The sequence below is a fragment of the Martelella mediterranea genome, from assembly GCF_021021415.1.
GTDB lineage: Bacteria > Pseudomonadota > Alphaproteobacteria > Rhizobiales > Rhizobiaceae > Martelella > Martelella mediterranea_C.
The window spans coordinates 1-7465 of record NZ_JAINWJ010000055.1; the positions used below are offsets into that span (position 1 = coordinate 1).

Consider the following 7465-nt stretch of genomic DNA (forward strand, 5'->3'; position numbering starts at 1 on the left):
AAGTCAGCCCGACATCTCCAGCGGTTCGTTTCAATTCATGACCCCGTCGCAAATCTCTTTCACATTCCACGCCACAATATTCCATCCGATCATCACCGCGAACTGAGAACCGCAGCCATGCTGATGTGGAATGAGATCGCACGCCTGCAGGCAGCATAAGCGTGAGCGGCGGGCGCGGCTTTTGACCGGGGTCTTTTAACTTTACGATGCCTGTTCAATTTTCCCGAGCCACTTCACACCAAGGCAAGCCACGGCAACGCGATAAGCAATCCCATAAGGATAAGGTTCGCGATGACGAAGGGCGTTACGCCACGGAAGAGCGTCCAAACCGAGACGCCCGGCGTCTGGCGCTGCACGATGAAGACGTTCATGCCCATCGGGGGCGTAATCAGGCCCAGTTCCACCGCGACGACCACGAGAATGCCAAACCAGATCGGATCATAGCCGAGCGATGCGACAAGCGGGGTCAGGACCGGCACGGTCAGGATCATTGCGGCGAGACTGTCGAATACCGCACCGAGGACGATGTAGATGGCGCAGATCGCGAGAATGACCAGAAGAGGAACCGCGGCATAACTCTGAACCCATTCAATAAGCTGGCCTGTCAGCCCGGTGATCGTCAGGAAGTTGTTGAAGACCAGGGAAGCGCTCATGGTGACCAAAATGGCAGCTGTGGTCAGGACCGCCTCCGACAGCGCCTCGGTGATGTTCTTGAAATCCGCCTTGCCGCGCATCGCCATGAGAATGAAGGCGCCCGCCGCGCCCACGGCTCCTGCTTCCGTAGGAGTGAAGAAGCCCCAGTAGATGCCGCCGAGGACCAGCAGGAACAGGCCGCCGATGAGCCAGGTTTTCCTGAAGGCTTCCAGCCGTTCGCGCCAGGGCAGGCGATCCGCGCGCTTACCCAGTCCGGGACGCAGGAAAACCGTAAGCGCTGTTCCGCCCCCACATTGGCAGCCGCTGCCTGATCTGTGATCGACATTCCATGGATGAGAGACAAGGAGTTTCTCCATGGAGTCTACGTTGGAGGTTCTCACAACGCGGCGGAGTAGGCGTGAGGCGCACCGCCATTGGCCTGACGAGGTCAAGGCACGGATCGTTTCGGAGAGCTTGCGGCCAGGCGCGACGGTGAATGAAGTAGCAGAACGCTACGGGCTCAAGGCCAACCACCTGTCCTCCTGGCGCACGCTGGCGCGGCAAGGGAAGCTGGTGCTGCCAGAGCCGGAAGACGCAGTCGAGTTTGCCGCCATCGTTGTTGATGCTCCAGCGCCGGAGCCGCCGACGGCAAAGGCTGCCACACGGCCCGAGATTGTAATCGGTCCCGTCACGATCCGTCTTGAGGAAGGCGCGTCAGCGTCTCGGATCGCGGCTATCGCTCGCGCCCTGACGGCAAAGACATGATCTTTCCGTCAAACCGCGTCAGGATCATGGTGGCGACCAAACCTGTTGACTTCCGCAAGGGTCATGACGGGTTGGCGGCTTTGGTGAAGAACGAGCTGCACAAGGACCCGTTCACCGGAACGGTCTTTGTCTTCCGGTCCCGTAAGGCGGACCGGTTGAAGCTGATCTACTGGGATGGTTCCGGGATTGTCATGGCCTACAAACGGCTGGAAGAGCACACTTTCACCTGGCCCGGCATCAAGGATGGATTGATGACGCTGACCCATGCCCAGTTCGAAGCCCTGTTCGCGGGCCTTGATTGGCGGCGTGTTCATGCCGTCCAGACGAGAACCCCAGAGGCTATCGAATAGCTGCGGCACGATGACTCAGCACGGCAGATTCCGAAGGCAAATCGGCTCGGGTTTTGGTAGCTTCCGGCCATGCTTGATGCCGCCGACCTTCCCGATGATGTTGCCGCCCTGAAGGCGATGCTGATCGCGGCGCGGCTAAGCGAGGCGGCTAAGGATGTCGCCATTGCCAGCAAAGACGAGTATATCGCCCGCAAGGATGAGCGGATCGAGCGGCTTGAGAAGCTGGTCGCAGCATTCAAGCAGGCAGCATTCGGACGCAAATCCGAGAAGACCGATCCTGATCAATTCGACCTGACCTTGGAAGACCTGGAGACGGCTATCGCCGTGATCCATGCTGAGGATGAGGCGGCCGCTCCTGCAGGAAGCAGGATTAGCAAGCCACGTGCGATCAATCGCGGCTCCCTTCCAAAGCATCTTCCGCGTATCGAGGAGGTTATTGAGCCAGAAAGCCTAATCTGCGCCTGCGGCGGTTGTCTGCATTGCATGGGCGAAGATGTCTCCGAGCGGTTGGACGTGATCCCGGCACAGTTCCGCGTGATCGTTACTCGTCGCCCCAAATATGCCTGCCGTGGTTGCACGGACGGAGTCGTTCAAGCTCCGGCACCAGCACGGCTGATCCAGGCTGGGCTGCCGACGGACGCAACCGTCGCCCATGTGCTGGTCTCCAAGTATGCCGATCACCTTCCGCTCTATCGGCAGGCCCAGATCATGAGCCGCCAGGGCATCGATCTCGACCGCTCCACGCTTGCCGACTGGGTCGGTCGGGCAGCGTTCGAATTGCGTCCCGTGTTTGACTCGCTGGTCGCCGACCTGAAGCGCTCGACCAAGCTATTTATGGACGAGACCCGTGCTCCGGTTCTCGATCCCGGCTCCCGCAAAACCAAGACTGGATACTTCTGGGCACTGGCGCGGGATGATCGCCCTTGGGGTGGCGGCGCTCCACCAGGTGTCGCCTTCACCTATGCGCCCGGCCGGGGAGGCATTCATGCCGAACGGATATTGCAGGGGTTCTCTGGCGTCCTGCAGGTCGATGGATATGCCGGATACAACAGGCTGATCGCCCCTGAGCGTGTCCGCCCAGACATTCAGCTCGCCTATTGTTGGGCTCACGCTCGGCGCAAGTTAGTGGAGATCACTCGCAACGGCTCAGCACCGATTGCCGAGGATGGCCTCAAGCGGATCGGCGAACTGTATCGCATCGAAGCCGAACTTAGGGGACTTGATCCTGAGGCTCGCCTTGCAGGTCGGCAGGAACAATCAGCGCCACTCGTCGCCGAGATGCAGGCGTGGCTCTTCCGTCACCGCGCCCGCGTGGCAACGAAGTCCCCGCTCGGCGAGGCATTGGCCTACATCGTCAAATACTGGGATGGTCTGAAGCTCTTCCTGACCGACGGTCGTATCGAGATCGACAACAACACCGTCGAGCGGACCATCCGGCCGATTGCCTTGAACCGGAAGAACGCACTCTTTGCTGGTCATGATGCGGGAGCAGAGAACTGGGCAACAATCGCCTCGCTGATCGAAACCTGCAAACTCAATGCCGTCGATCCGCTTGGCTACATGACCGCCACGCTCACCGCCATCGTGAAAGGACATAAGCAAAGTCGGATCGATGAGTTGTTACCGTGGAATTACGCAGCATCAGTGGCACGGCAGTTTGACCTGACCAATTAGCTGCTGGTCGGTTCGTCTGGCGTTGGCCAGACGAGAGGCAATCCGATCCGGGAAGTCTACAGCTCGCCTAGAAACTTGATCGCTAACGCCGATACTTCATTCGCTCGCTCTTGTTGAAGCCAATGGCCCGCGTCTTGAAGAACATAGGAGCCTCGCAAGTCAGGAACCAAGTTCGGCATTGCGGCGATAATCTGATCCATGCCGGGTATAGTGAGGCCAGTATCACGCTCGCCGATTATGAAAAGTGCGGGTACTTGGACGACTTGGCCGACGTAAGCCTGCTGCAGTTCCCAGTTGCGATCAAGATTGCGATAGTAGTTCAAACCGCCGGTGAAGCCTGCCTGTTCGAAGGCTCTCACCAGTTGGTCAAATTCTTGGCTGGGTAGCCAGTCCGGTAGACTAGCTGGCGTCGGGAGGCTTGCTAGCAACCCGGTGCTCTTCGCGACCATTCCGAATGGATTGGGCGTTCCATCGCCCGGCTTGCGTGGGCCTGCTTCACCACTGGCTGCGTAGATGAGCTTGCGAAGCGTCAAGCTCACATCCCGGTTAAACTCCTCATCGGCAAGCGTAGGTTTTTGAAAATACAGCGTGTAGAAAAGTGCGTCTTCGGTTTGCGGGAAAATCTTTGATGGCGGCATAGGTGGCTGTCCCATCATCGGCACGCTAAGTGCGACGACAGCGCGAAACCGATCTGGCCGCAACAGCGCAGCTTGCCAAGCAATTGTTGCACCCCAATCGTGGCCGATGACAACCGCCTGGTGCTCACCAAGCGCATCAAGCAGTGCCACCAGGTCGCCGACCGCGTGAAAGACCGTATATTGATCTAGGTGTTCAGGCGCGTCGGTACCGCCATAACCTCGCATATCTGGCGCAACGGCGCGGTAACCAGCTTCTGCAACTGCGTTGATCTGGTGTCGCCACGCGTATTTGGTCTCAGGGAAGCCGTGGCAAAACAGAACCAACGGGCCTTGACCAGCATCCAGGATGCTCATGTTGATCGTGCGGGTCTGAATAATTGTCTCTTTCATGGACGCCTCCTGATTTGCTGGCAGGGCTATCGACGGAAAGCCAAACACGAACGGTGAAAGACTCAAAAACTGGCGGCGTCGCATTTGCGCTCCTTCTTTAGCGTAACAATATCTGTTACGCTAAAGGCCGAATGTCAAGATAGCGTAACTCTTATTGTTGCGGAAAGGTGTGCAATGACGACCGATGCCCGGCTTGCCAGAATGCTGCATGTGCTGGTTCACATGGGACTACTCGGCGGCAGGGAAACTTCAGAACGAATTGCTCAGATGCTGAACACAAATCCTGTTGTTGTGCGCCGTACGCTCGGGGCGCTGCGTGAGCATGGGATCGTTGAATCCGAAGGTGGCCGAGGAGGCGGTTGGAAACTGACCCGGTCGCTCGATCAGGTTACTGTGCTTGACGTCCAGCGCGCTCTGACAAAGGGTCCAGCTCTCGCAGCGCCCGTGTCACGAGATCACCCAACCTGCCCAGTCGAGCGTGCATCGAACTCTGTGCTAGAGAAGGCGCATGCTGCCGCAGAGGCCCATCTGATTGCGAAGTACGCTGCCACGACATTGGCGCACATTGCGACAGATGCCAAACACAAGGCGTCAGCGACCTCTCAATAGGCTGATCGCAATATGCGCTTCGTCAACTAGGTAGTGACCGATAACCATCACGCGAACAGATGTTTGGTCAGTGTGCGAGCGAAACACCGCTTACGGAAAACCATCAACCAAGCCGTCATCATGTAGAAGAGAGTCAGCAGAATTCCGGGCAGAATGCCGGCCATGAATAGCGCGGCAATATCCGTTTCGGTCAGGATGCCGAAGATGACCAGCGGAACGCTCGGTGGAATGAGAATTCCGAGGGTGCCGCCCGCCGCCACCGTGCCGCCTGCGAAACCGACCTCGTAATTGTAGCGTTTCAGCTGCGGAATAGCGACGCGCGACATCGTGGCGGCGGCGGCGACGGAGCTTCCGCACACCGCGGCGAACGCCCCTGAAGCGCCAATTGTGGCGTGCGCTATGCCGCCCCTCAAGTGCCCGAGACACGCCCGCGCGAGCGCAAACAGGTCGTCGGCCAGCCCGCCTCTCTGAATGAACGCCCCCATGAGGACGAACAGGGGTATGACGGAAAAGCCGTAACTGGACATTGCGTCGTAGAATTGCTGGCCAATGACGGCTTCGGCCGCCCCGAAGCCCCTGTACACCGCAAATCCGCCAAAACCGACCACCAAGAGGGATGCGACGAGCGGTACGCCTATAAATGTGAGTGCAAACAGCACCCCAAATCCAATCAGGGCACCCGTCATGGCGTGTCCTCCGCTTCAGATGTGGTGGGCACGATGGGCCGCGTGAGCCCAAATGTCTGGATCGCGAAAATCGCTGCTGACAGGAAAAGTGAAAACGAGATGATCAGGGCAAGGGGCGCGACGGGAATCTGAAGATATCCCATGACGTCCTGATAGTACCACGCGTCCAATGCGTATTGCAGCAGACACCAGCCCGCGATGCCGATGATGACCGCCGAGATCCCAGCCACAAAGTGACGCCGCAGCCGCCCGAGAGGGCCAGTCGGGTTGGAACTGAACAGTTCGAGCACGAAGTGGGTTTCGCGCCAGGTGATCACAGGCAGGGCCAATGAAAGGGACAGTGCGAAGCCGACACTGACCAGATCGATCGCTCCAGGAATGGAGCGTCCGATCAGTCTCCTCGCGACGACATCAATGACGGTCACGACCATCATTGCAAAGAGGAAAAGCCCTGCGGGGAGGATCAGCCGGTTAAGCGTTCGCTCGAGGGCGAGAGAAACCGATCTGGTCCGGTTCATTTCTGCTCGCCGCTCAGTTCGGTTTCAAGTTCATGGTAGCGATCCAGCAGCGCGCGCCCGTCGATATCCATGGCGGATACGGATTCTACCCAGCCATCTTTGATGAAGCCCATTTTCTCTTGAAGCTGGGCCTGCAGCTCCGGCGAGAACGCGCCGAGGGTCATGCCCTGGCTTTCGAACCGCGCAAGCGTTTCGGCGACCTTGTCATCCAGAACTTTAGTACGCCTCGCGAACGCCTCGCCGGAGACCTTTCCGATCGCGGCGCGCTGTTCGTCTGTCAGGCTCCGCCATTTCCGATCGTTGACAAGGAGGATGAAGGTGCCTGAAGTCGCGATATCTCCAAGGTCAATACCGCCCTTCGTGTAGGTTTCGAGGTTGAAGCCGGGAACATCAATCGGAGTAATCGTTGTGTAGGCGTCGACGATGCCCTTGGAGACGATTTCGAAATAGCGGAAAGCCGGACCGGCCACCACGCCGTCGCTCACCGCTCCCCATGCCGTCGCGCCGAGACCCGTGGTCGTCGCAATGCGCGCGCCCTTGAAATCTTCGAGTGTGTTGTAGGTCTTGTCGTTGAGGGTCCAGAACCACGTCTTGGGAAAGCTGAACGCGGACAGAATTTTGACGCGCTTCAGATCTATCTTGTCGCGCAGCATCTCGTCATAGACGTGCCAGATCGCAACCGAGGTAACTTCAGTCGAGTAGTTAGGGCCAGGAAACTCCGTGAAGGTAAGAGGTGTAAGGCGATTGGGAAGCAGGCCGGTATATTGGATTGCGATATCGGCTATGCCATTTTCCACCATTCCCAGCTGCTCCGGAGGCGGCGCCAGGCTCGACGGTGCGAAGTCGATTTCGACGCTGCCGCCGCTTTCTTCCTCCACCGCTTCGGCCCATGGCACCAGAACTTCGGCGTAAAGGGAGTGCGTGGGAGGGAAAAGGGTGCTGAACAGCAGCTTGGTCTCGGCGTGCGCGCTTCCGGTTAGCCCGGCCACGAATGCGATTGTAGAAACAAGAATGAGTTTTCTCATTATCATGTTTTGGTTCCCCTATTGTTTTGTATTAGCGGTTGTTTAGTCAGGGTCTCCTCGTCCTGAGGAGAGCGGATGTGAGCCGTCAGCGCTTGGGCGCTCGGGTGTTCTGTGACGGTAGTATGTGCGATTGACTGTAAGCGGCGGCTGAGTGGCACGTTGCGGCGGCGTGAGCTT

General features: G+C 58.4%; 9 protein-coding genes and 1 pseudogene. 5 read left to right on the forward strand and 5 right to left on the reverse strand.

Features of this window, described 5'->3' with window-relative positions; genetic code table 11:
- Positions 1-159 (forward strand): annotated as a pseudogene (locus tag K7H91_RS22545) (IS6 family transposase); the annotation flags it as partial.
- A 74-nt stretch (positions 160-233) separates the two neighbouring features.
- Here K7H91_RS22545 and K7H91_RS22550 read toward each other — a convergent pair.
- Complete coding sequence (locus K7H91_RS22550; RefSeq protein WP_230722447.1) at positions 234-1010, reverse strand: TRAP transporter large permease subunit; 777 nt, start codon at positions 1008-1010, stop codon at positions 234-236.
- Between K7H91_RS22550 and tnpA the strand changes: the two genes are divergently transcribed.
- The 3 genes from tnpA (at position 1009) to tnpC (ending at position 3422) form a co-directional block, all read left to right on the forward strand.
- Complete coding sequence (gene tnpA / locus K7H91_RS22555) at positions 1009-1398, forward strand: IS66-like element accessory protein TnpA (RefSeq protein ID WP_230722448.1); 390 nt, start codon at positions 1009-1011, stop codon at positions 1396-1398. The two genes, K7H91_RS22550 and tnpA, sit on opposite strands and share 2 nt — an antisense overlap.
- Entirely contained in the window at positions 1395-1748 is a 354-nt protein-coding gene (gene tnpB, locus K7H91_RS22560; protein ID WP_024707692.1) for an IS66 family insertion sequence element accessory protein TnpB, read from the forward strand. The genes tnpA and tnpB overlap by 4 nt, the downstream gene beginning before the upstream one ends.
- A gap of 69 nt (positions 1749-1817) precedes the next feature.
- Entirely contained in the window at positions 1818-3422 is a 1605-nt protein-coding gene (tnpC, locus tag K7H91_RS22565; protein ID WP_230722449.1) for an IS66 family transposase, read from the forward strand.
- A gap of 56 nt (positions 3423-3478) precedes the next feature.
- Here the strand turns inward: tnpC and K7H91_RS22570 are convergent, their stop codons facing one another.
- On the reverse strand, positions 3479-4450 hold the full coding sequence (locus tag K7H91_RS22570; RefSeq protein ID WP_230722450.1) for an alpha/beta fold hydrolase: 972 nt from the start codon (positions 4448-4450) through the stop codon (positions 3479-3481).
- A gap of 174 nt (positions 4451-4624) precedes the next feature.
- Between K7H91_RS22570 and K7H91_RS22575 the strand changes: the two genes are divergently transcribed.
- Positions 4625-5059 (forward strand): RrF2 family transcriptional regulator, encoded by a 435-nt coding sequence (locus tag K7H91_RS22575; protein ID WP_230722451.1) that lies wholly within the window; start codon positions 4625-4627, stop codon positions 5057-5059.
- A gap of 47 nt (positions 5060-5106) precedes the next feature.
- Here the strand turns inward: K7H91_RS22575 and K7H91_RS22580 are convergent, their stop codons facing one another.
- From K7H91_RS22580 to K7H91_RS22590, 3 genes are read right to left on the reverse strand one after another with little or no spacing between them, the layout of a single operon-like run.
- On the reverse strand, positions 5107-5745 hold the full coding sequence (locus K7H91_RS22580; RefSeq protein WP_230722452.1) for a TRAP transporter large permease subunit: 639 nt from the start codon (positions 5743-5745) through the stop codon (positions 5107-5109).
- Positions 5742-6263: a TRAP transporter small permease gene (locus tag K7H91_RS22585; RefSeq protein WP_230722453.1), complete on the reverse strand. Its 522-nt coding sequence runs from the start codon at positions 6261-6263 to the stop codon at positions 5742-5744. The genes K7H91_RS22580 and K7H91_RS22585 overlap by 4 nt, the downstream gene beginning before the upstream one ends.
- Entirely contained in the window at positions 6260-7288 is a 1029-nt protein-coding gene (locus K7H91_RS22590; RefSeq protein ID WP_230722454.1) for a hypothetical protein, read from the reverse strand. Before K7H91_RS22590 ends, K7H91_RS22585 begins: the two co-directional genes overlap by 4 nt.
- Between the last annotated feature and the right edge of the window lie 177 nt (positions 7289-7465).

What these genes read in the sequence shown, in the direction of transcription:
- tnpA (WP_230722448.1), top strand. Translation starts at nt 1,009, where the DNA reads ATGGAGTCTACGTTGGAGGTTCTCACAACGCGGCGGAGTAGGCGTGAG.
- K7H91_RS22550 (WP_230722447.1), bottom strand. Translation starts at nt 1,010, where the DNA reads ATGGAGAAACTCCTTGTCTCTCATCCATGGAATGTCGATCACAGATCA.
- tnpB (WP_024707692.1), top strand. Translation starts at nt 1,395, where the DNA reads ATGATCTTTCCGTCAAACCGCGTCAGGATCATGGTGGCGACCAAACCT.
- tnpC (WP_230722449.1), top strand. Translation starts at nt 1,818, where the DNA reads ATGCTTGATGCCGCCGACCTTCCCGATGATGTTGCCGCCCTGAAGGCG.
- K7H91_RS22570 (WP_230722450.1), bottom strand. Translation starts at nt 4,450, where the DNA reads ATGAAAGAGACAATTATTCAGACCCGCACGATCAACATGAGCATCCTG.
- K7H91_RS22575 (WP_230722451.1), top strand. Translation starts at nt 4,625, where the DNA reads ATGACGACCGATGCCCGGCTTGCCAGAATGCTGCATGTGCTGGTTCAC.
- K7H91_RS22580 (WP_230722452.1), bottom strand. Translation starts at nt 5,745, where the DNA reads ATGACGGGTGCCCTGATTGGATTTGGGGTGCTGTTTGCACTCACATTT.
- K7H91_RS22585 (WP_230722453.1), bottom strand. Translation starts at nt 6,263, where the DNA reads ATGAACCGGACCAGATCGGTTTCTCTCGCCCTCGAGCGAACGCTTAAC.
- K7H91_RS22590 (WP_230722454.1), bottom strand. Translation starts at nt 7,288, where the DNA reads ATGAGAAAACTCATTCTTGTTTCTACAATCGCATTCGTGGCCGGGCTA.